This is a genomic window from Clostridium pasteurianum BC1, from assembly GCF_000389635.1.
GTDB lineage: Bacteria > Bacillota > Clostridia > Clostridiales > Clostridiaceae > Clostridium_I > Clostridium_I pasteurianum_A.
Genome location: NC_021182.1, coordinates 2185613 through 2211660, shown reverse-complemented (window position 1 = coordinate 2211660; position 26048 = coordinate 2185613). Strand labels below are relative to the sequence as shown.

The window sequence follows — 26048 nt, the reverse complement described above, 5'->3', positions numbered from 1 at the left end:
TTATCATCTCCCTATATTATTTATTCAACAGAATAGTTCATTTTCCTTTAGGCATGGTAAATAAATAACTAGTCAGTGAATCGTATATTCTTCTAACTCCAATCCACAAGTAATTCAGCAAATCATTGATAACAATTAATTTTCTTTATAAAAAAATTTTACAAGTAAATTTAGTGACATCAATATTTACGAGAATTACTTGCCAAATGTAGGTTTAATTTATGATTTCCCCAGTTAGATATTCATCTTCAATTTCAAGTAATTTGGTATTTTCTATTTTTGAACACAGGTTTTTATTTGATCTTGAAACTACTTTTATATAGTTTGGAGTATAGCCTTCGTACAAATTATTATCTTCCTTGAAAACATCTTCATAAAGTACCTCCGCTTTAGTACCTATAAATCTACTATTGAACTCTCTCTCTAATCCATTATTTAATTCTATTAAAGCCTTACTTCTTTTCTCTTTTGTATTTCCATCAACTTGATTTTTCATTTCAGCAGCCTTAGTTCCCTCTCGCGGACTATACTTAAATATGTGCATTTTTGATAATTTTATTTTCTTTAAAAAATTATAGGTAATATTAAATTCTTCATCTGTTTCTCCAGGAAAGCCTGCAATTACATCTGTAGTAATAGACACATCTTTAATACTATTCCTAAGATCTCTAACTATATTTTTATATTCCTCAGAAGTGTATTTTCTATTCATTCTTTCAAGCGTTTCATCACATCCACTTTGAAGAGAGAGATGAAAATGAGGACAAAGTTTTTTTAGAGAAGATATTCTTTCAATAACTCCCTCAGTAAAAAAAGTAGGATCAATAGAACCTATTCTCACTCTATTAATTCCCTGTATTTTATCTATTTCTTCTAATAGACTTACAAGATTATAATTTCCTTTTATATCTACCCCATAGGAGGCTGTATGTATTCCTGACAAAATAATTTCTTTAAACCCATGATCAGCCAATTTTTTTACTTCTTCTAATACCTTTTCAGGCTCCTTACTGCACACACCACCTCTTGCATAGGGTATTAAACAATAGGAACAGAATCTGTTACATCCATCCTGTATTTTAAGAAAAGCTCTTGTTTTATCCTGGTATTCCTCTATATTTAACTCTTCAAAAGCCTTATCAGTAAATACATCCTTTACTGCTATGATTTGCTTTTTCTCATTCATTGCTCTATTTACAAAATATACAATTTGTCCTTTATTTTTTGTACCCAGAATAACATCTACCCCATCTATTTTGGATATTTTATTAGAGGCAACCTGTGAGTAACATCCAACTACAGCAATTATAGCCTCTCCATTTAACTTCTTAACTTTACTTATCATTTGCCTGGACTTCCTGTCACCCATATTAGTAACTGTACAAGTATTTATAACATATACATCTGCCGCATTACTATGTGTTACAACCTGGTAACCTTCTTTTATAAATTTTTCTGCCATGGCCTCAGTTTCGTACTGATTTACTCTGCATCCTAATGTAACAAAAGCAACCTTCATTAAATTTCTCCTCCAATATCTCCTAGCTCATACATTAACAAAGAGGAACATACAAAGCCTGCAGTTTCTGTCCTTAAAATTCTTGGTCCTAAAGTCACTATATATGCACCAATTTCCTTCAATTTCTTTATCTCTTCCTCTTCAAAGCCACCTTCTGGTCCAACCATTATGGCTATGGTCTTTATTTGCTTTCCTTCTAAGGACCCAATCATATTCCTGATGCCTTGATTTTTTTCATTCTCATAGGGTACAACTACTAAATCAAAGTCCTCTACTTCCTTTAAAAAATCATTAAATTTAATTATATTTTTAACTTCCGGTATAATAGTTCTCTTACTTTGTTTGCAAGCTTCCAGTGCTATTTTATTCCATCTTTCTATTTTTTTTGACTCACTCAGCTCATTTTTTACTATAACCCGTTCCGTTATAACAGGAGTAACTGACATTACACCAAGTTCTGTGGCTTTTTGAGTTATCAGTTCCATTTTTACAGCCTTAGGTAAGCCCTGATATAAATGAATATTAATATTGCTTTCATTATTAATATTGATATTTTCAATGATATTACAGGTAATCATTGTCTTATCTATAGTTTTTATTTCTCCAAGAAATTCTTTTCCAATACAATTATTTATATTTATTTTATCTCCTATTTTAAGCCTTAATACTTTATAAATATGCTTAACATCGTCCCCTGTAATAATGGCAATGCTATCATTAATATTGTTTTCAGGCACAAAAAACTTATGCATAAAATCCTACACTCTCCCTACTAATGGTTAAAGTTGAGCTACTATACATATCCATTCGCCTTGATTATTTACTTCAAGTATATCGAATCTATTTTTCTTAAGAGTAGCGATAACTTCTTCAGCTCTATCTTTTATTATACCAGAGGAAATAAAATAACCTCCCTTTTCTAGAAATTTAAGTACATCTGGAGTAAGCAGCATTATTATGTCTGCTATTATATTTGCAACTACAATATTAGCTTTTCCATGAACAACCTCCATAAGGTTACCATGTATAATTTCAATGTTATTTATATCATTATATTTTACATTTTGTTTTGCTGAATCCACAGCAACAATATCTAAATCCACACCTATAACTTTTTTAGCATTCAATTTTGCAGCAGTAATAGCAAGTATTCCTGAACCCGTTCCTATATCAAATACTGTTAAATCATTTTTAATATATTTTTCTAAAGCCTGAACACACATTCTTGTAGTTTCATGGGTACCGGTCCCAAAAGCCATTCCTGGATCAAGTTCCACAATCAGCTCATAATCTTCTTTCTCGTAATCTTCCCAAATAGGTTTTACTACAACTCTTGCTCCAACTTTAGTTGGCTTATAGTATTTTTTCCAGTTATTTTCCCAATCAGCTTCATTTACTGTATTTACAGTAACAACTCCAGCTCCTTTATCTATACCAAATTCACCGAGGTTATCTATGGATTTTTTTATATATTCTATGTATTCATTAAAATTTTCATCTTCTTTGTAATATGCCTTTATGGTAGTTCCATCTTTTACCTTTAAAAGCGTTTCATCAAAATAATCCCAGTCACCAGGATGCTTCTTTTTAAACTCTATATCGTTAGGATCTTCTATGGAAACTCCTTTAACATCTGTATTATATAATATTCCATTAACAGCCTCTACGGCTTCACTAGTTGTAATTATGCTAACCTCTAGCCATTCTTTTTCCATTATTTTCAAACCTCCAATTTGTATCTCATGTATTCTAAAGCTACACTGCTTGATTTTACTTTAAGTATAAACATAATATAATAACCTAGTCTAAATCTTTTCATATAATAATCTATAGTAAGTCATCTAAAAAAAAATAGCAAGTGAAATAAATAACCTTCAATTAGTAATTTAAGAATTTTACGCAATGAAAAAGCATTCCGGCATATAAGAAAATTCATGTAATTTTCTTATATCTATTATTTTAGGCAAAACCTAAAATTCTTAACCGAAATGCGCAAAAATTATAAATTTTATTTTATCACACCAGCTTTCTCTATTTGCTCATCAATTTTCTTAAGAAGAGCCTTGTATTCTCTTATTACTTTCCTAACTTCATCTTCCCCATATTGCATTTCATCACTTATATCATATCTTAGTTCATCTATTCTACTAGTAATTAAGCCCCGTAACTTTTTGATATCATCACTTTCTAAACTTATTCTCATAAAAACCCCCCTAAAATTATTTTTATTTAATAATACTTATCCCTAGTATTATTATATCAAAAAAATCGCACATAATATGTACGATTTTTAAATTTATAAAACTTAACTTCAACTTAGGCGTCATTGCCTTGTTATTTATTTTCGAATACCCTATTTAAAGCCATGTTTTAATTTATCATAAAAAGAAGACTTTTTACCACCAGCTTCTGAAGTTTCTCCACTTGCCTCTTCAAACAGTTTAAGAGCTTCTTTCTGCCTTTCATTTAATGTCTTTGGTATGTCTACTATTACTCTTACGTATTGATCTCCTCTACCACTTCCATTAACTCTAGGTACACCCTTACTTCTAAGTCTAAATCTTGTTCCCGGTTGAGTACCAGCTGGAACTGTATATTTTACATCTCCATCTATGGTTGGAACCCTAATTTCAACACCTAAAGCAGCATCTGCGAAAGATATGTGAGTATCTATAAATATATCAAAATTTTGTCTTTTAAAGACCTTATGAGACGCTACTCTTATATTTATATACAAATCTCCAGCAGGTCCACCATTTCTTCCATGTTCTCCATGTCCTCTTAGTGGTATTACATTTCCAGTATCCACTCCTGCTGGTATCTTTACTGTTATCTTTCTCTTCTTTCTCTGAGTACCGGCTCCATGACAATCATTACAAGGTTCTGAAATTATAGTTCCTTTACCACCGCATTTATCACAGATACTTTCACTTACAAAACTTCCAAGAGGTGTATTTCTTTGAACTCTTATATGTCCAGTACCATGGCATTTATCACAAGTTTTTGGAGATGTTCCCGGTCTTGCCCCAGTTCCATGACAGGTTTCACAGGTTTCACTTCTAGTAATGGATATTTCTTTATCTACCCCAAAAACGGCTTCTTCAAAGGTTAAATTTATGGAATATTCCATATCATTTCCTCTTTCAGGACCATTTCTTCTACCGCTTCCGCCTTGTGAAAATCCGCCTCCAAAAAAAGATCCAAAAATGTCTCCTAAATCTGAGAAATCAAAACCGCTTGCATCATAACCTCCAAAGCCTCCTGCTCCAGCGCCATTAAAATCAGCGGTACCAAATTGGTCGTACTGTGCTTTCTTTTGAGGATCGGACAACACCTGGTATGCTTCGTTTATTTCTTTAAATTTCTCTTCTGCTTCTTTGTTTCCTTGATTTTTATCTGGATGATATTTTATAGCTAGCTTTCTGAAAGCTTTCTTTATTTCATCATCACTGGCACCCTTTTGCAATCCAAGTACCTCATAAAAATCTTTTTTTGCCATCCCATTCACCACCTACATAATTAGTTATTTACTCTTAACTGGATACAGAAATAGTATAATTTGTTGAAACCATAGATAATTATACTTTATCTTTATATAGTTTATCTAGAGTAATGTTCTCTTTATTTAAAAGTTTCCAACTTAAAATATAAGGGAATGGTAAAACCCTTCCCTTATATTTAGACATCTTTAAATAAATAGCCAGTCAGTATGCTAGCATCTTTGACTTTCTATTTATTTTCAGATTATTTATTACACTTTGTAAATTAAATTATTTGTCCTCATCTACTTTATAATCAGCATCTACTACATTGTCATCTTTTTTATCCTCTGAAGCTCCGGCTGCCCCTTGAGCTCCAGCTGCTCCATCTGCTCCTTGAGCCTCCTGAGTAGCTGCATATATTTTAGAGGAAACAGCATAGAAGGCATCAGTTAACTCCTGTGTAGCTTTCTTTATAGCTTCTAAGTCCTCTCCCTCTTTAACTTTCTTTACATCTTCAAGTTTTGCTTCAATACTTGATTTGTCTTCTGCTGATACTTTATCTCCAAGATCTTTTAATGTCTTTTCTGTCTGGTAAACAATCTGATCCGCATTATTCTTTACTTCTATTGATTCTTTTCTCTTCTTATCTTCTTCAGCATATTTTTCTGCTTCTTTAACAGCCTTATCTATTTCATCATCACTAAGATTTGTTGATGCAGTAATTGTTATATTAGCTTCTTTTCCAGTTCCTTTATCCTTTGCAGAAACATTTACTATACCATTTGCATCTATATCAAAAGTAACTTCTATTTGAGGAATTCCTCTTGGTGCTGGAGCAATTCCTGATAATGTAAATCTACCAAGAGTCTTATTATCATTTGCCATTGGTCTTTCACCTTGGACTACATGTATTTCAACGGAAGTTTGACCATCTGCTGCTGTTGAGAATACCTGACTCTTTCTTGTAGGTATAGTAGTATTTCTTTCTATTAATGGAGTAGCAACATTTCCAAAAGTTTCAATTCCAAGTGTTAATGGTGATACATCAAGAAGTAATACATCTTTAACATCGCCAGTTAAAACACCTGCTTGAATAGCTGCACCTACTGCAACACATTCATCTGGATTAACGCCCTTTGAAGGATCTTTACCAGTAAATTCTTTAACAGCTTCCTGTACTGCTGGAATTCTTGTTGAACCACCAACAAGTAATATTTTATCAATATCACCTATGCTGAGCCCTGCGTCCGCAAGTGCCTTCTTCATTGGTTCTATTGTATCTGCAACTAGCTGATGAGTTAATTCATTGAATTTTGCTCTTGTAAGATTAAGATCTATATGCTTAGGTCCAGTGGCATCAGCAGTTATAAATGGTAAATTTATATTAGTTTGAGCAGAAGATGATAATTCTATTTTAGCTTTTTCAGCAGCTTCTTTTAATCTTTGAAGTGCCATCTTGTCATTTCTTAAATCTATACCATTTTCAGCTTTAAAAGTATCAGCTATATAATCCATAACTTTATTATCGAAGTCATCTCCACCAAGACGTGTGTTACCGTTAGTAGCTTTTACTTCAAAAACTCCGTCTCCCAGTTCTAGTATAGATACATCAAAAGTACCACCACCAAGGTCATAAACAAATATCTTTTGATTTGTATCCATTTTATCAAGACCATAAGCAAGTGATGCAGCTGTAGGCTCATTTATAATTCTCAACACTTCAAGTCCAGCTATTTTTCCAGCATCCTTTGTAGCCTGTCTTTGGCTATCATTAAAATACGCTGGTACAGTTATAACTGCTTGAGTAACTGGTTCACCTAAATAAGCTTCAGCATCAGCCTTTAATTTTTGAAGTACGAAAGCTGATATTTCTTGTGGTGTATGCTCTTTTCCATCTATATTAACCTTATAACTAGTACCCATATGTCTCTTTATGGATATTATTGTCTTATCAGGGTTTGTAATTGACTGTCTTTTTGCAACCTGACCAACTAGTCTTTCACCATCTTTTTGAAAAGATACAACTGATGGAGTAGTTCTTGCTCCTTCTGCGTTTGCTATAACAACAGGATCTCCTCCCTCCATAACTGCCACACATGAATTTGTTGTTCCTAAGTCAATACCTATTACTTTTGACATAATATAAAACCTCCTAGTTTTCATTAAAAAATTTATTTCATTTTATTTAAGTAATAATCCTATTTAATTTGCTACCTTTACCATGCTATATCTTATAACCTTATCTTCTTTTTTATATCCCTTTTGCAAAACTTCTGCAATGGCATTTTCTCCAAGATTTTCATCTTCCACATGCATAACTGCATTGTGTATATTTGGATCAAATTCACCACTGGCATCTATTTCTTCTACTCCAAGCTTTGTAAGAGACTCTTTAAACTGTCTTACTGTCATGTCAATTCCCTTTTTTAAATCTTCTACACTTCCTTCAATAGAAGAAGCTCTTTCCATATTGTCTAGTGCTGGTAAGATATCCTTTAGCACATCTAAGCAAGCATCTGAATATATACCTTCTTTTTCCTTAGCTGTCCTGTTTCTATAATTTTCATATTCAGCTGCTGTTCTAAGAAGTCTTTCTTTAACAGTATCCAGTTCATTCTTCAATTTTGCATTTTCATCCTTAAGCTTACTGCTCAGTATTTTCATTTCTTCAAGCTCCTTCTCTGAAGATGAGTTATCCTCTTGTAATTCTTCAAATTCTTCATCTTCAAGTTTTTGCTCATCTTCAAGAATTTCAGATGAATCGGTATCCACCTTATCTTTTAAAGTTTCGTTTACCTCTTCATTTTTTAAGCTTTCATTTGTTTCGCCCTCAACATTATTAGTTTTATTAATGCCAGACATTCACTTCACCTCTAATCATCAAGATAAATCTTATTGATATTTTTATTTAATTCTTTTGTTACCTTTGTTAATATAGAAACAACCTTTGAATACGGGATTCTGGTTGGGCCTATTACACCTATTGAGCCAAGCTGCCTTTCGCCTAAACTATAAACTGCAGATATAATGCTGCAATCCTTGGCACCTTGAATATAATTTTCATGACCAATACGTATGGATATTTTAGATTTACTATCTAAAATATTCTTTATATTGCTACCATCATCTATAAAAGATAAAATTTCTCTAGCTTTTTCTATATCCTTAAATTCAGGATAGTCCAGTATATTAGTAAGTCCCTCAAAATAAACCTCTGAGCTACTATTATTGTCATTTAAGCTATCATAAAGATGAGGAATAATAGCGTCAAAAATGTCTTCATATCCAAGAAGATCCTTCCTAAGATTATTTATAACCTCTAGGTTTATCATATTTATGCTTAAATTTTTAAGTCTGGAATTTAACAAATTATTTATCTTATTTAGCACCTCATTGTTTAAAGACCTATTAACCCTTATAATATTATTCCTTATAAGACCACTATCAGTTACAATTACTGCTACAATATTAAAGCTATCTATACCCATGAGCTGTATAGATTTTATTCTGCTTTCTTCTACAGATGGAGTCTTAACAACACTTATCAATTTTGTAAGCTCTGATAGCAAAACAGTAGCCTGGCGTACAAGTCTATCTACTTCAAATAATGCAAAATTTATAAGCTGATTTTTTATCATATTTTCTTCTTCTGGTGATAATTTTGAAATCTGCATTATTTGGTCAACATAAAATCTATAACCTTTATCTGAAGGCTTTCTACCAGAGGAACTATGAAGCTGTTCAATATAACCCATTTCCTCAAGATCTGACATTTCATTTCTTATGGTAGCAGAGCTTATACCCAAATCATATTTTTTAGCTATAGTTCTGGAGCCAACCGGTTCTGCTGTATTTATATAATCATTTATTATTGCATTAAGTATCCTTAGTTTCCTATCATCTATTATATCCATCACTATCACCTCTTTATTAGCACTCGCCACTGTTGAGTGCTAATCGTCATGTTTTTAAAATATCACTGGATAATTTTTTTGTCAACTTTTTTTATTATAATTAATCCCTGGAAATACGGGCATTTAAAGAATTTATCTTCTTAATTCTTTAATTTTCTAAGTATATTGCTATATTACCCTTTAAAGTAAATATACTTTACCCAGCTAACTTCTTTCCATGAATATCACTTATTTAATTAGATTTATTTCTTGCCTATTTCAGATGATTCAATAATAAAATCGCTTAAAATATAATTAGAAATTTCTATTCCTCTAGATGATAGATACAATCTATTTTTTTCAAGAATTATCATACCATTAGATTTATATTTTTTTATTGCATCCCCATAAACAGAAAATATATCTTTCTTAAATCTCTGCCTGAACTCTTCTATAGAAATTCCTTTAATCTTTCTAAGTCCTAAAAACATAAACTCTTCCATATTATCTTCAAGAGTATTATTATGTAATTCCACCACAGCACTGCCAGCTTTCGTAATGGCTTCTACATATCTTTTCACATTAATTTCATTTCTATACCTAATTCCATCATAATAAGAATGTGCTCCAGAGCCCACACCTATATAATTTTTTAAATTCCAATATACCAAATTATGTTTACATTCTAAACCATTCTTTGAGAAATTTGAAATCTCATATTGTAAATATCCTTTCTCACTTAAAAATTCTTTTACAAGGGAATACATTTCACTTACTGTATCCTCATCTGGTAAATCCTCTTCACTATATAAATTAAAGAATGGAGTACCTTTTTCTACTATAAGACTATAACAAGATAAATGTTCTGGATTTAAATTAATTACAATTTCTAAGGTGTGCCTCCACATTTCAATATCTTGACCTGGCAGACCGAACATTAAATCAACATTTATATTATTAAAGCCCATATCTCTAGCCATATTATAGCTATTTAAAAAGGTATTAAAATCATGTATTCTTCCTAATTTCTCTAATAATTCATCCTGTACTGCTTGAAGACCTATGCTTAGTCTATTTACGCCCATATCTTTTAGCAGTTTAAGCTTTTCTCTTGTAAAGGTTCCTGGATTACCTTCTATTGTAAACTCTATTTCCTTGGATAAATTTAATTCCTCTAAACTTTTTTTTAAAATTTTTAAAACTTCTAAATTCAAATAGGTGGGAGTTCCCCCACCTATAAAAATTGTTGATATTTTTTTATTGCCAAGCTTTCTTATTTCTATGCTCAAAGCTCTAATATAATCTGTCATTAGTTCTTCACTGTTAGCAAAAGAAGGGAAATCACAATATAGACATTTTTGTTTGCAAAAAGGTATATGAATATATAAGGCTGTTTCTTCCATAATTAATCCACCTTCAATATAGACATAAATGCTTCTTGTGGAACTTCTACGCTTCCAACCTGTCGCATTCTCTTCTTACCTTCTTTTTGCTTTTCAAGAAGTTTTTTCTTTCTGCTTATATCTCCTCCATAGCATTTAGCAAGTACATCCTTTCTAAGTGCTTTTACAGTCTCTCTTGCAATAATTTTTGCTCCTACCGATGCCTGTATTGGAATCTCAAACATCTGTCTTGGTATTATATCCTTTAGCTTTTCAGCTATATTTCTTCCCCTATTATATGCTCTCTCCTCTGGAACAATCATTGAAAGTGCATCTACCACATCTCCATTTAACATTATATCCAATTTCACAAGTTTGGTCTGAATATACCCATTTAATTCATAATCAAAAGATGCGTATCCACGGCTTTTAGATTTTAGCACATCAAAAAAATCATATATGATTTCATTTAAAGGTATCTTATAATTAAGCATAACTCTTGTTGTTTCTATATATTGCATATCTATAAAAACACCTCTTCTATCCTGACAAAGTTCCATAATAGGTCCTACATAATCAGAAGGAGTGATTATAGAGGCTTTAACTATGGGCTCTTCCATAAATTTTATTTCAGTAGTTTCTGGCAAATTTGTAGGATTAGTTATATTTAAAAGAGTATCATCCGTCTTTGTAACCTTATATATTACTGAAGGTGCCGTAGTAATAATATCAAGATTAAATTCTCTTTCTATTCTCTCCTGAATTATCTCCATATGAAGAAGTCCAAGAAAACCACATCTAAAACCAAAGCCCAGTGCTATAGAAGTTTCAGGTTCAAAGTTCAGGGCAGCATCATTTACCTGAAGCTTTTCCAGTGCCTCTTTAAGTTCACCATATTTAGCTCCATCCACAGGATAAATACCACTATAGACCATTGGTATAGCCGGTCTGTAACCAGGAAGTGGTTCCACAGCACCCTTACCAGCCTCAGTCATTGTATCTCCAACCCTAGCATCTCTTACATTTTTAATAGATGCTGTTACATAGCCAACGTCCCCAGCTCTAAGTTCGTCTATAGGATAAAAATTAGGCACGAATACACCTACCTCTGTAACTTCATACTGCTTATCTGTGGCCATAAGTTTTATTTTAGTTCCTGCTTTTACAACACCATCTTTAACTCTGATATAGCTTACTACACCTTTATAGCTATCATAATAGGAATCAAATATAAGAGCCTTTAATGTTGCATCTTCGTCTCCCTCTGGTGCAGGTATCTTATTGACTACTGCTTCTAGAACATCTTCTATATTCAGTCCTGTTTTTGCTGAAATAAGTGGTGCATCTGCTGCTTCTAATCCAATTACGTCTTCAATCTCCTGTTTTATTTCCTCTGGTCTTGCACTAGGTAAATCTATTTTATTTATTACAGGCACTACTTCAAGACCGTGATCTACGGCTAAATAACAATTGGCAAGAGTCTGAGCCTGTATTCCCTGAGTAGCATCTACTACTAATATAGCTCCTTCACAGGCAGCTAAGCTCCTGGATACTTCATAATTAAAGTCCACATGTCCTGGAGTATCAATTAAATTTAATATATATTCCTCTCCATTTTCTCTTTTATATATAAGTCTTGCTGCTTGAGATTTTATGGTTATACCCCTTTCCCTCTCAAGTTCCATATTATCAAGTACCTGCTGTTCCATTTCTCTCTTAGTAAGGGTACCTGTTTTTTCTAACAATCTATCTGCCAGTGTGGATTTACCATGATCTATATGCGCAACTATACAAAAATTTCTTATATGTTGTTCTCTCTTACTTTGCATTAATTTTTACCCCCATTTATTTTAAAGTATTTCTTTTAATAATTTCTAAAATTTATCTATAACTGTTTATTATAACACTTACTTATTCCTAAAAGGTATATGCAGTAATGCTTTCCTGATTAATATTTTATTATTAAGTATACAAAAATATCATGCATAATAAAATCAGCTTAAATTATAACACAAATCCTCTAGACAATGTCAATATTAAGCTGCATTAATCTTCTATTTAATAATACTATAATAAATTTTTGTTTTAAGTACAGCTATTTTAGAAGTTATATTATTTAATTTTTCGTTGCTGCTGCTTAAATTATCTGTAACCCTACTAATTAATTTTTCCCATATATTTGATATATAAGCTATTTGATTCTTTATGTTCTCTATAATGCCGTTATTTAAATAGACTTTATAATTTTTAGTTTCAAATCTTAAATCCAGCGGATTCATACTGAAAAGTATTCTAAATCTTGGAACGTAAACTTTAAAAACTATATCAGTATCATCTTTTTCATATTTTTCAGGATTATCCATTTTATCCTCCAGTATATCCAGCTTTTTTTCCATGTCATCCAGATTATATTGGTTAATCCTATTTCTATATGCTTCTTCTGAAGCCTTCATATGTATCTCATTAGAGTATATAGTTCTGTTTAAAACAATATTATTTATACAAAGGCCAAGAATCACACCTGCTATTATTAATATCATAAAAAGATAATATATTTTACTCTTCATAAAAAAAAGTACCTCCTGCTATTTAAAGGATGTACTTTTTTTATTTTTTTATTCATTATTTACCATTTATATATTCTGCAATCATCCTTGCAATATACTTTGATGTTGCTTTTGATTCATCAAGAGTGTTTGGAGTGGATCCCACCTCTAATAAAAATGCATTATTGCTCTTTGCTTGATTAAAAAAATTCATTCCATAATCATAATAGTAAATTCCATTGCCAATAACCAATCCTGGAAAATTTTTTTTAGCACTATTTAATAAAGCATTTACAATAGTCATGTTTTTATCAAAATGAGGATTTTTTCTTGCCATGACGAACATAAACTTAGCTACATTTTCTCCGTTTATTTTTGCAGTAACATCATTTTTATTAGGATCTGAATCTCTATGCATGTCAATTATCATTTTAAAATCACCATATTTTTTTAAGTATTTGTCCAAAGTTTCCCCAGATCTCTCATAACTTTTATTATAGGCCAATACATTATGTATAGTGGTATCATGTATTACAGAGATACCATAATTATTAGAGAGTTCCTTAGCAAGCTCATCACCTACAGCACATACATTTTTTGTGGGATCAAGATTATCTGGTCCGTACTGCCCATAACTCTCCGTTGTATGGGAATGATATATAAGTACCTCTGGTTTTGAATTATCAAGATTTTTTTTTAATTTAGGATTATAAATTTGAAAGGTTTGATTTGAAGGATTTGAGCTATCACCACTGCTGTTATTGGTACTGTTTTTAGTTATATCACTGTCCTTTAAATTAAAATCACTTATTTTTGCTATACCTGTATCATTACTATTATAAGCCACAGAATTATTATCTTCTCTAAAATAAGATACCTCTTTTTTTAGGATTTCATCAGGATGGCTTAAATTAATTCCTATATAATTTAAGATCCCACTTTTTAAGGAAAGTGTACTCTCTGCCATATCCTCTTCATCAAAATTAGTAACTTTCACTATAGGCATAACGTAATTAACTAGCTGTACATAAAGCATATTTCCCCTTCCACCAGTTAATTTTTCCTGAGTTTCTTGTACATTAAAAAAGCTGAAAAATATATAAATAGAAAATATCATTATGGTAACGCCTAAAATTAATATAAAACTATTCTTCCCATTGTTTATCCTTTTATTAACATTAACCATCCACATTACCTCCCGCTTAGGCATATGAAAAGAAATAAAAAGTCACAGCTTCCCATTCTATTTTGTATTAAATGAAACTGTTGATTCCATAACAACAAAGCTATACTTATTAAAAATTTCTCACAGAAAAGTATACTGCAAAATAGGCCATAATAAACTTATGACTAATTATTTCTTTAACTTGAATTCAACAAGCAATCCCTCAAACCATTGATAATATTTAAATCCCTTTTAAATATTTTTACAAGTAAACATAGATATGTTAAGAGTTAAGAGGATTACTTACACAATCTAGGTTTAAGATGCCTTAATTAGACTATATGAAAAATAATGTGTATTTATAACTTCTTATTGCAAAAATTTATTTATATCATCTTTATCAAGAGCAGGTTGAAGAGAAATATTAATCCCATTTGCTATTATCTTTGATATAGAATCTATAACCATATCCACTTCTTTAGGTGTTACCATAAGATTTCCCACATAGGGATGCAGTATTTCCTGTATCATTTTCTGTTTTTCACCTTTATCTATGGATTTCAACATATCATAAAATTTTCCTCCCTGTTCTGAACTTCTAATCATTTCATCTAACACCATATCAATAGTATCATTTGCCATAGTAGCTGCGTCTACTACTGTAGGAACGCCTATGGCTATAACAGGAATTCCCAGTGTCTTTTCGCTTATCTCCATTCTCCTATTTCCTACCCCAGAACCAGGAGAAATACCTGTAGTTCCAATTTGAATAGTTGAGTTTACCCTTTCCATTTTTCGAGAAGCCAATGCATCAATACAAATTATCAAATTTGGTTTAATTTTATTTACTACACCTTTTATTATTTCACTAGTTTCCATGCCTGTAATTCCAAGTACTCCTGGTGCAAGAGCACACACAGGCCTTATCCTCTCATCAATACTATCCGGTACAAGCTCCTTTAAATGTCTTGTTATCATTATCTTAGAAACCACTTTAGGTCCTAAAGCATCAGGAGTTATGTTCCAGTTACCAAGTCCTACTACAAGAGCTGTCATACTATCCTCAAGTTTTATGAGCTTTGAAAGTTCTTCTCCCAGTACCTCACTTACATCATCCATAGCATCTACATCATAATGAATCATTTTTGGCATATCTATAGTTATATATGTACCCTTAGGTTTTCCAATAGCTCTTTCTCCCTGCTCCGTAAGTACCTTTACATTAGTTATTTTTATTTTTCCTTTTTTTGTACTTGATACTTCAACCCCTTGAATTTTTTTACTATTCTCTTTTTCATATAGTTCCTTTGCTTCTACAGCAAGATCTGTTCTTATACTCAAAACAATCACTCCTCCTATTAAATCTGTACTCTAAATCTATCTTTCCCCTGCACACTTTAACTATTCTATTTTTATTACTGTAATTCATAATTTAAGAAAAGTACGAATTAAAATTGGAAAAAATTACACCCCTGGGGTGCAAATTTTATTAAAGATATAAATAAATTTAATCTTTGATGCTGTATTAATGCTTGAAGAATGTAATTTTTAATGTTATAATGGTTTTTGTTAAATATGAGAAAACCCGCATAATATTCCCCAAAGGCGAGTGTTATAAAAATATAAGGGGGTGAAAATTAATGGCTAACATAAAATCTGCAAAAAAGAGAATAAAAGTTACTCAAACTAAAACTCTTAAAAATAAGATGTTAAAATCTGCTTTAAAAACTGTTATAAAGAAATTTGAAGTAGCAGTTACAGCAAATAATGCTGAGGAAGCTAAAGCTAACTACGTAAATGTGGTTAAATCTTTAGACATGGCCGCTTCAAAGGGAGTTATTCATAAAAATAAAGCAGCTAGATCTAAGTCAAGATTAGCAGTAAAATTAAATGCTTTAAACGCATAGTAAATAAACCGGTGTAAATAACACACCGGCCTATTTATTTTTTGTAAATATACATTGAATTTATCTAAAAATAATTCCCACCAAAAACTTCAAATAAACTATTAGTAATTTAATTTTAAACCATGGCACTCCTTATTATAAGAAGCTCCAGCTTAACTCGTTCATCACTGCCTTGACTTTTTAGTTCTTTTTCGGTTTGGGCACATATTTCCTCTGCTTTTATTATTTGTTCTAAAGTATATTTTTTACACTGTGTCATAATTTTTTCGCATACAAAAGGATGAAGTCTATATTCTCTTGCCAATTCTTCCTTGCCCTTTTTATTGTTCATACCAATTTTTAAATTTATCATAATTCTAAATTGTCTTTCTATCATTGATAATATATTTGTTGCCTTCTCTCCCCTATATATGAGTTCCGACAGAACTTCTATAGCTCTTTCCGGCTTTTTTTGAGATAAAAAATCCACAAGATTAAAAATATCATCATCACTTCTTTCTGGAAGAAGATCTAGTATATCTTGCTTTTCGATATCTCTATCACCAGTATAGGAACAGAGTTTATCCACTTCATTCTTAATTATATCCATATTATTTTCAACTTCACTGCAAAAAAAACTTAAATTAGCCCTGTCAATATTTTTTCCCTTCTGATTGAATATTTCCTTAACCTTTTTCTGAAGCATCATTCCTCTTAATTTGGTGAACTCCACTACGCAGGCACTTTTATCCATTTTTTTTACTTTGTTGCTTACCTTTTCTCTATCATTTTCAAAAATATAGTATATAATTAATATACATTGTTCTGGTAAATTTCCACCATAATCCTGAATTTTTTTCAGTATGTTTTCACCATTTTTATTTATATTTTTAGCCCTATCACCAAGAAAATCAGCTCTATATATAACTATCACCTTTTTATCACTCATAAACGGGAGTGTCTCACAAGCATTAACTATTTCATCATAGCTTACTGAAGCTCCATCAAACTCAAAATAATTTAAATCCAAAAAATTAGGATTTACTGTGATTTCAGTAATTTTTCTGATGTTTTCCTTTATTAATTGCTCATTGTAACCACAAAAGATATAAAAATTATCTACTTTCTTTTTTATTCTTTCTTCTAACTCTAAGAAATTTATCATTTTGTCCCCCTATTTTTAAATATAAAATAAATATCAAATGAAAACCGCAAAATATATTTTATATACTACAAATAAAATAATATAAAGCATATTAATCTAACAGCCTTTGAATATCATTAAGCGCCCCTAATACTCATATACTATAACTTTATCCATAAATATTTCAAAATCAATATTACTTTTAGGTAAATCAATTTTTTTATTTTCCTTATTTATATCAATTTTCATTATAGCATAATTTTCAATCCAATTTACAGTCTTATATCTTAGCCTATCTCCCCTTAAATCAATAACAGAGCTATTATTGTCCAAGCTTGTAACTTGTATGACATTATTTATACCCTGTGCTTTAGGAATATAAATAAGATACTTTTTATTTATTATAATTTTGTAATCAGCTTCAAAGTTAGTCATAAAACTATTTACATTAAAGCGCCCTTGAAGTTCACTCTTTTCTTCATCATTATCAATTTTATAATTGGATATTAAAATATTGTTTCCCTTATATCTCACTATAAAGCCACTTCCACTCTTTAAACTAACCTGATCTATTTTAGGGAAAAAATTATATTGATAAATTATTATGGCTAAACCTAATATTATTGGAGCAAATTTAAATTTTTCATATCCCTTTTTTATAAATATGTAGCATGGATACAAGGACAAAATGAATATTATATTTATAGTTGACATATACACCATAGGCGGTGAAATTTTTACTAATAAGGATGTACCTCCGCTAATTGCTGCCATTACAATATTAATAAGCATGCACAGTATATTAAAAATAGGTTGTATAAAGCATGTTACCAAAGCTATATTAGACAAGACTACAATAACTGAGTACATTGGAATTAAAAATAAATCTCCAAGTAAAAATCCAAGAGCAAAATTTTTAATAGTAAATAACACATAGGGCATGGAGAGAGATTGAGCACTTAAAGTTAAACTTACACTTTCATTTATTTTATCGGGTAATCTATACAATATCTTCGATAATTTTTTATAAAATAAACTTATTCCAAGAGTAGACAAAAAAGAAAGGGCAAATCCTATATCTATAACATAATAGGGTTTAGCCATAAGTAAAACCATAGCAGCCATACTTAATGCTGAAAAGGCATCATAATTTTTGCTAAATTTTTTTGATAATTTTAATATAATTATCATTATAAGTGATCTTAGGGTAGCCGCTTGAGCTCCCGTAAATATTGCATATATAGCAGCTACAATAATAGATATTTCTAAATTAAGAAAACTTTCTAGTGATTTAAAAATTATAACCATATGTAGTCCCGATACACTTATAACATGTACTATACCCAATTTTTTAAAATCATATTTATCCTCCATAGACAGGTATGAGGTATCGCCAAAAGCTACAGACATTATTTTGGCCGTATTATTTTCTCCAAGTCTCCAATAAAATTTTCTGTATATGTTCTTTCTAAAGGAATACAAATGGGAAATTATATCCTCCTGGCTATTTTCAATGTATTTTACTTTAAGAGTTCCAAGATTTCCTTTTGAGTAATCTATATCTTTTTTAAATTCTCCAGTTGCCCTTATTTTTTCTCCTTCATTTACATCGAAAATATTCCCACTTATATTTATGTTTCTTCCCTCATAACTTCCTACAGCATAAAACTTATTTTTTGTAATTATTCTAACTGTGTAACTAGATTTATTGTCTAAATTAATATCAAAGTAAAAATTAAAGCTTAAAAAACCTAGTATAAAAAAGCCTACCATAATCAAAGTATATTTTTTTTCGCAGGTTAAAAATATACATATAAAAAAAGATGCAGCAATAGCCACATCTAAAACTAGGTTGTTTTTCAGAATGAAAGCACAAAGACATCCTATTACCATGGAAATGCAAAAATATATAAGAGGCTTATCCATTATTTTCTTGCCTCATTCAATGAATCAGGTATCTTATACTCTTCAAGTTTAAAATCCCTCTCATAATTAACAGCAACAGTAATTTTCATTATTCCTCTACTATCGTCAAGGCTTATTTCTTCAACCTTTGGTATACCATCTCTACCCTTTTCCTTAAAATAATTATCTACCAAATTTTGTGCTGAATCCCTGTTAAAATTATTATATTTAAATAGAAAGTCTTTTTTAGGCATATCTAAATATACAACATTGCTTCCTTCTTTAACAGTTTCAAAAATATCTTCCATCATAGTATACACCTCCGTGTTATTATTTTATCCAATAACTTTGAGGTTTAAACAAAATATTATTATAAAGTACTTAAATTATCTCCATTTTTCTCTTTAAAACTTTATCTTCATCTAATCCTCTATTTGAGTTACTTTGAAATAAATTAACCACATCATTCCATGATAGATTGTACCAATCAGTCATAAGATATTTACCCCCATCAATGAATCTTACTTATAATATATCTTCATTATACTAAAGTATCATATTTTGTTAAATATTTAGTTGCATTTAAAATTGCATTTAATAACAATGGCCTTTATAGATTGAAAATTTTTATTTTAAATTTTAAAATCATAGTCACTTCCATAAAATATTTTATATATTGATAATGAGAATATTTTATTATTCTACTGTAGTATCAATGGGAGGGATTTTATGGATACTTCGATTATTAGCCCAAACATTCCAGTAGATCTATTTGAAAATCTATATTCAGCTGATCGTCATCGCTTGCGCCATAACTTAAAAGACAATAATTATAAATTTCTAGGTCAAGGTGCAAGCAGAATGGTTTATGAATTTGACGAAAATTTTGTAATTAAAATATCTAAAAATAGAACTGGAAAATATCAATCTAGAACTGAAAATTACATCTATACTGACATTGATGAAAAGTATAAAAAATATTTTTGTCCTATAGTATGGTATAAAGAAAGCATGATAGTTATGAGAAAAGCTTTACCTTTTACAGAAATGCTTGGATTAAGCCGCGGAAATATTTTTGAATTTACTAATATTAAACCAGATAGCGAATTTTTTCAAACTCTAAAGAAAATTGCAAAGCATTATGATCTGCTCTATCCAGATATAAAAACAATTTCATCTTGGGGAATATTAGACAAAAAACCTGTATTAATTGATTACGGATGCACCAATAGATTATACGATGAATATTTTTATTAATGCTTTTACTAAAGCAGACTTTATGTTCTGATGAACGTCCACTGCAACACTTTCCTGCTTTTAAATATAAAACGAACAAGCGCAAAATAAATTTGTATTTGTTCGTTTTTTATTAATTTATTTCTATATATTCCATAAGTTTCTCTGATCTTTTAGGTCCTATGGCTTTTTCCAAATCCTGCTTAGAATTTATTCTCCCATTATTCTTATCTCTATATTCAATAATTTTTTTAGCTAAACCCTCTGCTATTCCAGGTATTTTTTTATTTACTATATCCGCCTCAGAAGCAGAATTTATATCCAATTTTTCATTTTCATCCTTAGAACTCACAGCTGTATTTGATGAATTATTTTTTGAATTACTTAAGCTTTTCTCTTTTGATCCATCCTCTTTTGATTTTATTTCAATATTATCTCCATCAATCACTTTCTTTGCTCCATTTATACTATAGGGATCTGACTTTTCTGTAAAACCACCAGCTAGATCTATTAAGTCTTTAATTCTATCACTATTTTTTAATGAATACACTCCTGGTTTTTTAATCTCACCATAAATTTGTGCTTTTATTTCTTTTTTTCCGTCACTATTTTTTATGCTTTGTATGTCATTGCTTTCACTTTTATTTTCTTCTTTAATAGTATCCCCTGTTTTATTTTCTTTGTATATTGATACATCTTTATTCTCTAAAGTTGTCTTTGTATTTTGTAATCTATATCCAATAAATAAAAATATTAAAAATATACCCAGTATTATTACAGAACCGTACAGTTTCTTTTTTTGCATTAATTTATACCTCCCTTAAGATGAATTATTAACAACATGTAAAAGAAATAGTCTTTTTTCAATTATTTTGCCATTACATATTTTTTTTGCTATACTGTTACAAGAATAATTAATTTAGGAGGTACCCATGAAGCAAATAATAACAATTGCCATTACGCTTTTATTATTAACTACCAGTACAACTTACAGAGTCAATGCAGAAACACCAGCACCACCTAATGTGTCAGGTGACGGTATAGTTCTTATGGATGCAACCACAGGTGAAATATTATATGGAAAAAATATAGATGCAACTTTTCCTCCTGCATCCACTACAAAGATAATGACAGCATTGCTAACTTTAGAAAATTGTAAATTGGATGATGTAGTTACTGTAAGTAATGACTTTACTACTAGAAATTTCAAATCTTTGGACGGTAATAAAATATATATACAAGATGGAGAACAAATTACTGTGAAAGATTTACTATATGCACTACTTCTCCCATCTGCTAATGATGCAGCCGTAGCTCTAGCGGAACATATAAGTGGCTCTATTCCTGAATTTGCTAAACTTATGAACGAAAGGGCCAAAGAACTTGGCTGCACTACAGCAAATTTTCAAAATCCCAATGGACTATACGATAACGACCACAGAGTTTCTGCTAAGGATTTAGCACTTATCCTAAGACAGTTGGCAACTCATCCGGAATTTTCTCAAATTGCCACTACTCCTAGGTATACTATGGCTCCTACAAATAAATTTGATCCAGTAAAAACTAAATTTGATAGAACACTTATCAATGAAGATAAATTAGTGTACAAAAATCTTCCTTCTTACTATTATGAGGGAATTGAAGGTGGTAAAACAGGCTATACAATACAGTCCCTTCACTCTTATGTAGCTAGTGCTACAAGGGATAATCACAGGCTTATAGTGACAATTCTACATAGTAATGACAGAACTTTTTTTCAGGATGCACGAAACCTTTTTGATTACGGATTTAAAAATTTTGATTTAAAAAAACTGTATTCAAAGGGCGATATAGTAACTACCTTTAATGAAAGCGACGGAAATAAAATCTCGCTCTTAGCATCAAAAGATTTTTATTATGTGAATGATAAGACTTCTAATACAGTACCTGCATTTAATTTTAATGAAGCCTCTTTAAAGGATAAGTATTTTCATAAAGGTGATGTAGTTTCAAATTTAGATATGAAATTAAATGGTAAAGATATTGGAACTTTGGCGCTTGTAAGCAGTGCAGATTATAATCCTAATGTTAATTCTATTGCCAAAGCCTCTGAAAATAATCTGAAAAATAATAGAGTAGCCTATGGAATAGGCATAGTTATAATCTTGCTTCTATTAAATACTTACAGACTTAAAAGAATTTCTGCAGCGAAAAAAAGACGATATTTAAAATATAGAGGACTTAAATAAAAAGGCAGCTAAACGCTGCCTTTTTATTTAAATTTTAAGTATTTTTATCTAAGTCTTTTTATTAAATCCTCTATATCTTTTGGTAAATCTATTTCAATTTTTATAATCTCATTAGTTCTTGGATGAGGAAAACTAAGCCTATAAGCATGTAACGCTTGCCTTCCTATAATTGTGTTATCCTCACCACCATATAGCGTATCTCCTAAAATAGGATGACCAATACTACTTAAGTGAACTCTTATCTGATGAGTTCTTCCTGTTTCCAATTGCAGCCTTATAAGATCTCCCTTTTCAAAGCTTTCAATTACCTCATAATGGGTAATACTTCTTTGTCCTCTGCTATCTATTATTCTTCTTATATCTTCCTCAGTTCTATATATTGGCAGATCAATAGTACCTGCTTTTTCTTGCAAATTTCCTCTAACTACAGCTAGGTACCCTTTTTGGAAAGTATCTAATTTCATATCTCTTGCCAGTGACATATGTGAAAATTGATTTTTTGCTACTAAAATAAGCCCTGAGGTATCCATGTCAAGCCTGCTTACAAGTCTCACTATACATTTTTCACCTTTTTCTTTAAAATAATATAAAAGGCCATTGGCAAGAGTTCCTTCCGGATAGCTTCTAGTTGGATGAACCACAATTCCTGCTGGTTTATTGACAACTATCAAATCCTGATCTTCATATGCTGCGGAGATATCCATTTTCTCAGGAATTATATTTTGGTTTTCATCTCTAAAGGTATCTATTTCAACTTTGTTGCCAGATCTAAGCACATAGTTCATTTTTACAGCACAGCCATTAACAGTTATCCTCTTTTCTATGGCAGCTTTTTTTATAAATCTTGTAGATAAATTGAGTTTATTCTTTAAATACTCTCTTATTTTGGTATCTGCATCATCTTTTTCTATATAGTATGTAAGTTTACTATTCATTCTATACCCCTTTTGTTCTATTTGCTACGCATAATTATATTCACTGTTCATAACATAATTTAATATTCCTTCTTATCAGTTACCTAAATCATTTCCAAGTACAATTACTACATCATGTGAACTCTTTTGTGGGATAAGCTCATAATTATCTGTTTTTATTAAGCCACTCATATCATTGTTTATTTGTATTAATTTATTTTCATCTATACCATAAAAAGTAATTTTTGTAGCTTCCACTGGTTTCTTTGGTGCATTTCCAGTAGTTATATTAGTAAATCCTTTTTCACTTAGTTTTGTTTGATAATTTTTTGCCAAACCATTTTTTGTAGTTCCATTTTGTATATTAATCTTTAAAGCAGACTTATTTATATTGTCAGATTTATTAACTGCCTTAGTTGTAGAAAGGTTGGCACTATTGTTTGCTGTGTCCAGTAAAAAATATTTATTGTTTTCAATAGACACTTCTAATCCCTTGGCAGTAGCTATGCTTATGTTCTGATTTTTTAAATGGCTAAAGGTGCGTGCATATTTTATAATTTGATTAGGAGTCATATTGGTTACTATATCCTTGGAAACTGATGATATTATAGCAGGATATTTGAAAACAGTAGAGAATCTACTAAATTTCTTTATAACTGCATCTATAAGCTGCTGTTGATTTTTTATTCTGCCTAAATCCCCACCTACTATAAATTTACCGTCATTATTTTTAACCCATCTAAAATATTCTTCAGCCTTTTGTCCATTTAAATGAGTGACTCCCTTATCAAAATTAATATGTAAATTCTGAAGGTTGTCATCATAATCCATTTTGTTATTTACATTAACATCCACTCCACCTAAGGAGTTAATCACATCTTTAAATGCATTATAATCTAATTGAACATAATAATTTACTTTAGTATTCATTAATTCCTCAACATTACTTACTAGATATTTAGGCCCATTCACAGAATTGGATACACTTATTTTCTGACGTTTCTCATTAAGATTTATCATAGTATCTCTTGGAATTGAAATAATTTTTAAATTTTCATTTTTAGGATCATAGTGAAGAAGTACTATTGAGTTTGCTTCTTTTATAGTATTAATTTTCACAGAATCTCCTGAATCATTAGACCCGGTGTCCACGCCTGCCACTAAGATATTTACAGGTTCATCCTTTCCTGGTGCTGAAGCATTAATATTGATTAAATTTGATTTACTATTAGTACTTGATAAATAAAATACAGTAAAACATGTAACCCCAACTCCAATACATACAATTACAGCTAAAATTGCAATTACAGCTACTTTTAGTATTTTCTTTGATTTTGTTCCTTGATTTTCCCCATCCATTAACTCCACCTACTTTTCATTACATATAATATAATTTCTTGCATCTATAGTATTTAAATGAATTAGATCTCCTCTTGAAATTACCAACTCAATAGTACTATTAAATGAAAGCAATAATCCTTCACCCAAATCTCTATTTACTGCTTCTCTAAGTTCATCTACTCCAGGAAAATTTCTTGAAGGCTCTATATAATCTGCTAAATAAATTATTTTTTCCAGTAAACTCATATCTTTTCTTCCTGTGGTGTGATATTCGATGGAGTTCAATATATCCTGATCCTCAACTCCCATTACTTGCTTTGCAATTATGGCACCAGCTGCTCCATGCATAATACCAGGATTCTTATAGGCAACATAATCTAATTTATATCCATTTTCAACACAAATATCTAATATCTTGCTTTTTTCCATTTGTTTCGCACAATCATGTATTAGCCCAGCAATTTTAGCCTTATCCACATCTGCCCCATATTTCTTAGCCAAAGCTTCTGCAGTATCTCTTACTCCTAAACTATGCTTTAGTCTTCCCTCTGTTAAATTTTTTTTCAGATATTCTTCCATTTCAATCTCATTCCACATAAAAATCCCTTCCCTCACAAATCATAAAGTCTTAACCTAGCAATATCTTTAGAAACTGAAGCAGGTACCAAATATGATATATTATTGCCCTGCCTGACCTTTTTTCTTATATAAGAAGCTGATATATCCATTAAAGGTAAGTCCAACAATATAATATCCCTATTATATTTCTTTTCAATCTTTTCTTTTTGTTTTTCAAGCTGTTCTTTGCTGTAGCCCGGCCTATTAAATACTACAAAGCTGCAAAGCTCCAATATTCTATTGATATTTTTCCAGTTTTCCATTTCAATGAGGCAATCAGCTCCACTTATAAAATACCATTGAGTATCTGGTTCTTTTTCCTTAAGATATTCCAATGTTTTATAGGTAAAACTTAAACCTCTTTTATGAATTTCATAATTATCTATTTCAAAAATAGGTTCATCTTTTATTACCTTTTCCACCATTTTATATCTTATTAGTGCATCTGTTACTACCTTATCTGTCTTATGAGGTGGATTACCTGTAGGTATAAAAACCATTTTATTAAGCTTTAATCTTTCTATAGCCTCATAAGCAATATTTAAATGTCCGTTGTGAATTGGATCAAAAGTCCCTCCTAAAATGCCTTTTTTCATTTTATTCCCTCTTTAGCTTAGGCATGAAAAATAGAATGACTTCCTTCACTTGCAATTTATCTTTAATGCCCTAATAATTATTAATAACTATATTATATCATATTTACAGCAATGACATATGCCATTTATTGTAACATTATATCTTCTTTATATTACAATAGATGTTAAAAGTTTACTTTTTTCTATATATAAA

Annotated in this window: 24 protein-coding genes; 3 read left to right on the top strand and 21 right to left on the bottom strand. The window is 30.5% G+C overall.

Annotated features, from left to right (window positions below; translation table 11 throughout):
- Positions 1 to 214 precede the first annotated feature (214 nt).
- From mtaB to gpr, 13 genes are all read right to left on the bottom strand, one after another.
- On the bottom strand, positions 215 to 1519 hold the full coding sequence (gene mtaB, locus CLOPA_RS10375) for a tRNA (N(6)-L-threonylcarbamoyladenosine(37)-C(2))-methylthiotransferase MtaB (RefSeq protein ID WP_015615382.1): 1305 nt from the start codon (positions 1517 to 1519) through the stop codon (positions 215 to 217).
- Positions 1519 to 2271: a 16S rRNA (uracil(1498)-N(3))-methyltransferase gene (locus CLOPA_RS10370; RefSeq protein WP_015615381.1), complete on the bottom strand. Its 753-nt coding sequence runs from the start codon at positions 2269 to 2271 to the stop codon at positions 1519 to 1521. Before CLOPA_RS10370 ends, mtaB begins: the two co-directional genes overlap by 1 nt.
- Before the next feature lie 27 nt (positions 2272 to 2298).
- The gene (gene prmA, locus CLOPA_RS10365) at positions 2299 to 3234 is read right to left on the bottom strand and encodes a 50S ribosomal protein L11 methyltransferase (protein WP_015615380.1); all 936 of its coding nucleotides are present in this window, start codon (positions 3232 to 3234) and stop codon (positions 2299 to 2301) included.
- A 293-nt stretch (positions 3235 to 3527) separates the two neighbouring features.
- Positions 3528 to 3722 (bottom strand): hypothetical protein, encoded by a 195-nt coding sequence (locus CLOPA_RS10360; RefSeq protein ID WP_015615379.1) that lies wholly within the window; start codon positions 3720 to 3722, stop codon positions 3528 to 3530.
- Between the two features lie 150 nt (positions 3723 to 3872).
- Positions 3873 to 5018: a molecular chaperone DnaJ gene (dnaJ, locus tag CLOPA_RS10355; protein ID WP_015615378.1), complete on the bottom strand. Its 1146-nt coding sequence runs from the start codon at positions 5016 to 5018 to the stop codon at positions 3873 to 3875.
- A 271-nt stretch (positions 5019 to 5289) separates the two neighbouring features.
- Complete coding sequence (gene dnaK / locus CLOPA_RS10350) at positions 5290 to 7140, bottom strand: molecular chaperone DnaK (RefSeq protein ID WP_015615377.1); 1851 nt, start codon at positions 7138 to 7140, stop codon at positions 5290 to 5292.
- A 63-nt stretch (positions 7141 to 7203) separates the two neighbouring features.
- The gene (grpE, locus tag CLOPA_RS10345; protein WP_015615376.1) at positions 7204 to 7863 is read right to left on the bottom strand and encodes a nucleotide exchange factor GrpE; all 660 of its coding nucleotides are present in this window, start codon (positions 7861 to 7863) and stop codon (positions 7204 to 7206) included.
- A gap of 11 nt (positions 7864 to 7874) precedes the next feature.
- Positions 7875 to 8915: a heat-inducible transcriptional repressor HrcA gene (hrcA, locus tag CLOPA_RS10340; protein ID WP_015615375.1), complete on the bottom strand. Its 1041-nt coding sequence runs from the start codon at positions 8913 to 8915 to the stop codon at positions 7875 to 7877.
- 242 nt (positions 8916 to 9157) lie between these two features.
- Positions 9158 to 10297 (bottom strand): radical SAM family heme chaperone HemW, encoded by a 1140-nt coding sequence (gene hemW, locus CLOPA_RS10335; protein ID WP_015615374.1) that lies wholly within the window; start codon positions 10295 to 10297, stop codon positions 9158 to 9160.
- 2 nt (positions 10298 to 10299) lie between these two features.
- Positions 10300 to 12105 carry a translation elongation factor 4 gene (gene lepA, locus CLOPA_RS10330; protein WP_015615373.1) on the bottom strand — a complete coding sequence of 602 codons (1806 nt, stop codon included), beginning with the start codon at positions 12103 to 12105 and terminating at the stop codon, positions 10300 to 10302.
- A gap of 225 nt (positions 12106 to 12330) precedes the next feature.
- On the bottom strand, positions 12331 to 12843 hold the full coding sequence (locus CLOPA_RS10325) for a hypothetical protein (protein ID WP_015615372.1): 513 nt from the start codon (positions 12841 to 12843) through the stop codon (positions 12331 to 12333).
- A 55-nt stretch (positions 12844 to 12898) separates the two neighbouring features.
- Positions 12899 to 14008 carry a stage II sporulation protein P gene (locus CLOPA_RS10320; protein ID WP_015615371.1) on the bottom strand — a complete coding sequence of 370 codons (1110 nt, stop codon included), beginning with the start codon at positions 14006 to 14008 and terminating at the stop codon, positions 12899 to 12901.
- A 348-nt stretch (positions 14009 to 14356) separates the two neighbouring features.
- The gene (gpr, locus tag CLOPA_RS10315) at positions 14357 to 15328 is read right to left on the bottom strand and encodes a GPR endopeptidase (RefSeq protein WP_015615370.1); all 972 of its coding nucleotides are present in this window, start codon (positions 15326 to 15328) and stop codon (positions 14357 to 14359) included.
- A gap of 299 nt (positions 15329 to 15627) precedes the next feature.
- Between gpr and rpsT the strand changes: the two genes are divergently transcribed.
- Complete coding sequence (rpsT, locus tag CLOPA_RS10310; RefSeq protein ID WP_015615369.1) at positions 15628 to 15894, top strand: 30S ribosomal protein S20; 267 nt, start codon at positions 15628 to 15630, stop codon at positions 15892 to 15894.
- Positions 15895 to 16009: 115 nt separating this feature from the next.
- Here rpsT and holA read toward each other — a convergent pair whose 3' ends face one another.
- The 3 genes from holA to CLOPA_RS10295 form a co-directional block, all read right to left on the bottom strand.
- The gene (holA, locus tag CLOPA_RS10305) at positions 16010 to 17038 is read right to left on the bottom strand and encodes a DNA polymerase III subunit delta (protein ID WP_015615368.1); all 1029 of its coding nucleotides are present in this window, start codon (positions 17036 to 17038) and stop codon (positions 16010 to 16012) included.
- A 126-nt stretch (positions 17039 to 17164) separates the two neighbouring features.
- Complete coding sequence (locus CLOPA_RS10300; protein WP_015615367.1) at positions 17165 to 18943, bottom strand: ComEC/Rec2 family competence protein; 1779 nt, start codon at positions 18941 to 18943, stop codon at positions 17165 to 17167.
- Positions 18943 to 19233: a hypothetical protein gene (locus CLOPA_RS10295; RefSeq protein WP_015615366.1), complete on the bottom strand. Its 291-nt coding sequence runs from the start codon at positions 19231 to 19233 to the stop codon at positions 18943 to 18945. The genes CLOPA_RS10300 and CLOPA_RS10295 overlap by 1 nt, the downstream gene beginning before the upstream one ends.
- 418 nt (positions 19234 to 19651) lie before the next feature.
- Here CLOPA_RS10295 and CLOPA_RS10290 point away from each other — a divergent pair, with 418 nt between their 5' ends.
- Complete coding sequence (locus CLOPA_RS10290) at positions 19652 to 20179, top strand: hypothetical protein (RefSeq protein ID WP_015615364.1); 528 nt, start codon at positions 19652 to 19654, stop codon at positions 20177 to 20179.
- 112 nt (positions 20180 to 20291) lie between these two features.
- Here CLOPA_RS10290 and CLOPA_RS10285 read toward each other — a convergent pair whose 3' ends face one another.
- On the bottom strand, positions 20292 to 20963 hold the full coding sequence (locus tag CLOPA_RS10285) for a helix-hairpin-helix domain-containing protein (RefSeq protein ID WP_015615363.1): 672 nt from the start codon (positions 20961 to 20963) through the stop codon (positions 20292 to 20294).
- 127 nt (positions 20964 to 21090) lie between these two features.
- On the opposite strand from CLOPA_RS10285, the gene CLOPA_RS10280 reads away from it, so the two are divergent.
- Positions 21091 to 22386 carry a D-alanyl-D-alanine carboxypeptidase family protein gene (locus tag CLOPA_RS10280; protein WP_015615362.1) on the top strand — a complete coding sequence of 432 codons (1296 nt, stop codon included), beginning with the start codon at positions 21091 to 21093 and terminating at the stop codon, positions 22384 to 22386.
- 44 nt (positions 22387 to 22430) lie between these two features.
- Here CLOPA_RS10280 and CLOPA_RS10275 read toward each other — a convergent pair whose 3' ends face one another.
- The 4 genes from CLOPA_RS10275 to nadD form a co-directional block, all read right to left on the bottom strand.
- Complete coding sequence (locus CLOPA_RS10275; RefSeq protein WP_015615361.1) at positions 22431 to 23321, bottom strand: RluA family pseudouridine synthase; 891 nt, start codon at positions 23319 to 23321, stop codon at positions 22431 to 22433.
- A gap of 75 nt (positions 23322 to 23396) precedes the next feature.
- Complete coding sequence (locus CLOPA_RS10270) at positions 23397 to 24659, bottom strand: LCP family protein (protein WP_015615360.1); 1263 nt, start codon at positions 24657 to 24659, stop codon at positions 23397 to 23399.
- A gap of 9 nt (positions 24660 to 24668) precedes the next feature.
- Positions 24669 to 25238 (bottom strand): bis(5'-nucleosyl)-tetraphosphatase (symmetrical) YqeK, encoded by a 570-nt coding sequence (gene yqeK / locus CLOPA_RS10265; protein ID WP_015615359.1) that lies wholly within the window; start codon positions 25236 to 25238, stop codon positions 24669 to 24671.
- A gap of 14 nt (positions 25239 to 25252) precedes the next feature.
- On the bottom strand, positions 25253 to 25855 hold the full coding sequence (gene nadD, locus CLOPA_RS10260; protein WP_015615358.1) for a nicotinate-nucleotide adenylyltransferase: 603 nt from the start codon (positions 25853 to 25855) through the stop codon (positions 25253 to 25255).
- Positions 25856 to 26048 lie beyond the last annotated feature (193 nt).

Excerpts from the sequence above, each read along its gene's own strand:
- hemW (WP_015615374.1), bottom strand. The coding sequence starts at position 10,297 with ATGGAAGAAACAGCCTTATATATTCATATACCTTTTTGCAAACAAAAA.
- CLOPA_RS10325 (WP_015615372.1), bottom strand. The coding sequence starts at position 12,843 with ATGAAGAGTAAAATATATTATCTTTTTATGATATTAATAATAGCAGGT.
- CLOPA_RS10290 (WP_015615364.1), top strand. The coding sequence starts at position 19,652 with ATGGATACTTCGATTATTAGCCCAAACATTCCAGTAGATCTATTTGAA.
- CLOPA_RS10280 (WP_015615362.1), top strand. The coding sequence starts at position 21,091 with ATGAAGCAAATAATAACAATTGCCATTACGCTTTTATTATTAACTACC.
- prmA (WP_015615380.1), bottom strand. The coding sequence starts at position 3,234 with ATGGAAAAAGAATGGCTAGAGGTTAGCATAATTACAACTAGTGAAGCC.
- hrcA (WP_015615375.1), bottom strand. The coding sequence starts at position 8,915 with ATGGATATAATAGATGATAGGAAACTAAGGATACTTAATGCAATAATA.
- rpsT (WP_015615369.1), top strand. The coding sequence starts at position 15,628 with ATGGCTAACATAAAATCTGCAAAAAAGAGAATAAAAGTTACTCAAACT.
- CLOPA_RS10275 (WP_015615361.1), bottom strand. The coding sequence starts at position 23,321 with ATGAATAGTAAACTTACATACTATATAGAAAAAGATGATGCAGATACC.
- dnaJ (WP_015615378.1), bottom strand. The coding sequence starts at position 5,018 with ATGGCAAAAAAAGATTTTTATGAGGTACTTGGATTGCAAAAGGGTGCC.
- nadD (WP_015615358.1), bottom strand. The coding sequence starts at position 25,855 with ATGAAAAAAGGCATTTTAGGAGGGACTTTTGATCCAATTCACAACGGA.
- grpE (WP_015615376.1), bottom strand. The coding sequence starts at position 7,863 with ATGTCTGGCATTAATAAAACTAATAATGTTGAGGGCGAAACAAATGAA.
- CLOPA_RS10370 (WP_015615381.1), bottom strand. The coding sequence starts at position 2,271 with ATGCATAAGTTTTTTGTGCCTGAAAACAATATTAATGATAGCATTGCC.
- dnaK (WP_015615377.1), bottom strand. The coding sequence starts at position 7,140 with ATGTCAAAAGTAATAGGTATTGACTTAGGAACAACAAATTCATGTGTG.
- CLOPA_RS10320 (WP_015615371.1), bottom strand. The coding sequence starts at position 14,008 with ATGGTTAATGTTAATAAAAGGATAAACAATGGGAAGAATAGTTTTATA.
- yqeK (WP_015615359.1), bottom strand. The coding sequence starts at position 25,238 with ATGTGGAATGAGATTGAAATGGAAGAATATCTGAAAAAAAATTTAACA.
- CLOPA_RS10295 (WP_015615366.1), bottom strand. The coding sequence starts at position 19,233 with ATGATGGAAGATATTTTTGAAACTGTTAAAGAAGGAAGCAATGTTGTA.
- lepA (WP_015615373.1), bottom strand. The coding sequence starts at position 12,105 with ATGCAAAGTAAGAGAGAACAACATATAAGAAATTTTTGTATAGTTGCG.
- CLOPA_RS10285 (WP_015615363.1), bottom strand. The coding sequence starts at position 20,963 with ATGCAAAAAAAGAAACTGTACGGTTCTGTAATAATACTGGGTATATTT.
- CLOPA_RS10270 (WP_015615360.1), bottom strand. The coding sequence starts at position 24,659 with ATGGATGGGGAAAATCAAGGAACAAAATCAAAGAAAATACTAAAAGTA.
- CLOPA_RS10360 (WP_015615379.1), bottom strand. The coding sequence starts at position 3,722 with ATGAGAATAAGTTTAGAAAGTGATGATATCAAAAAGTTACGGGGCTTA.
- mtaB (WP_015615382.1), bottom strand. The coding sequence starts at position 1,519 with ATGAAGGTTGCTTTTGTTACATTAGGATGCAGAGTAAATCAGTACGAA.
- CLOPA_RS10300 (WP_015615367.1), bottom strand. The coding sequence starts at position 18,943 with ATGGATAAGCCTCTTATATATTTTTGCATTTCCATGGTAATAGGATGT.
- holA (WP_015615368.1), bottom strand. The coding sequence starts at position 17,038 with ATGATAAATTTCTTAGAGTTAGAAGAAAGAATAAAAAAGAAAGTAGAT.